Origin of the sequence: Vibrio sp. YT-18 (assembly GCF_033337345.1) — a bacterium.
GTDB classification, from domain to species: Bacteria; Pseudomonadota; Gammaproteobacteria; order Enterobacterales; family Vibrionaceae; genus Vibrio; species Vibrio alginolyticus.
This window is the reverse complement of record NZ_JAWOQO010000177.1, coordinates 1-1,178: the sequence shown is the minus strand read 5'-3', so window position 1 is coordinate 1,178 and position 1,178 is coordinate 1. Positions and strand designations below refer to the sequence as shown.

1 protein-coding gene and 1 pseudogene are annotated in these 1,178 nt (G+C 47.8%); both read left to right on the top strand.

Annotation, left to right across the window (positions count from 1 at the left end; genetic code table 11):
• A partial coding sequence (locus R7M72_RS25255; RefSeq protein ID WP_318056477.1) for a glycosyltransferase occupies positions 1-653 on the top strand: 653 nt, incomplete at its 5' end.
• A gap of 10 nt (positions 654-663) precedes the next feature.
• A pseudogene (locus tag R7M72_RS25250) lies at positions 664-1,178 on the top strand (glycosyltransferase family 1 protein); the annotation flags it as partial.

The following is a 1,178-nucleotide window of genomic DNA, read 5'->3' as shown; positions in this document are numbered from 1 at the left end:
AAGCGCCTATCGACATCAAAGCGCGCTTGGATATTCCTGCTAATGCATTCACCTTCCTTTCGGTTGGTTCGCTGATCAAACGCAAAGGGTTTGACCGCCTCATTCATGCTATGCGAATGCACAACTACCATCAAACCAATCCACATCTCGTGATTGTCGGCGACGGTGAAGAGCGCGAAAACTTGAAGCAATTAGTTACCGACCTTGGTATGCAAGACCGCGTGCACTTCGTCGGAGAACAGACCAATGCAGGCGCTTGGATGTCGGGCAATGCTGACGCTTTCATTAGCGGCGCATACGAAGAGGCTTTTGGTCTAGTCGTAGGAGAAGCGGCATTAGCAAAACTGCCAATCGTAGCACCTAAAACTGGCGGTATTCCCGAATTGTTCGAGCACAACCATAGCGCCCTTCTTTATCCAAATCAGGGCATGGCTGGACTGCTGAATGCGATTCAATTGGTCATGCAAGATGCCGACTTGCGAGAAAAACTGGCTGAAAATGCCTACCTACATGCTAGCCAAAACTTGACCACGACCGCTTCCGTCAAAGCGATTGAAGCAATTTATGAAACCGAGCTGGAAAACAAAACTGTTGTACCGATGCCAATGGCGCAGTGCATGAAACCCATTTCCCGCTGGTTGAGCATCAACTGAGGAACAGATCATGAAACGTGTATTGATGTTCGATGCGATTCCAATGCAAGGTGGTTCCAAAATCGCCAATGCGGAGCTACTCAAACAGTGCAATAAGCTCAACGTTGTTGGTTATTTGGTGACAACAAAGCCCGAGCATTGGACGCCACTTTTGGAAGACACGCCGCGCATCCAGATTCTCAACATAAAAGCGGCGCCGTTTTGCTCCACTCATGGCCTTATCTATTGGTTGATGAACGCGTTTTACCTGATTCAACTGCTCAAGGTTTGCATGAAGCTACCAAAAATAGATTGGTATTTGGGGCTTTCTTGCCCAAGCAATGACATGCCTTTGTACCTGATGAGATTGTTCAGCCGCAAACCAGTGGTACAAATGATTCACGGACCTGTTGGCGTCGCAAGATCGTCCGGCTACTGCTTAGTAAAAGCCAGCGCTATCTACTATCTGTCAAACACTCGCGAATCCTTGATTAACGCGTTGCAAGCCTATTTAAAAACACCAAAACCTGCGACGGAAAGATATTG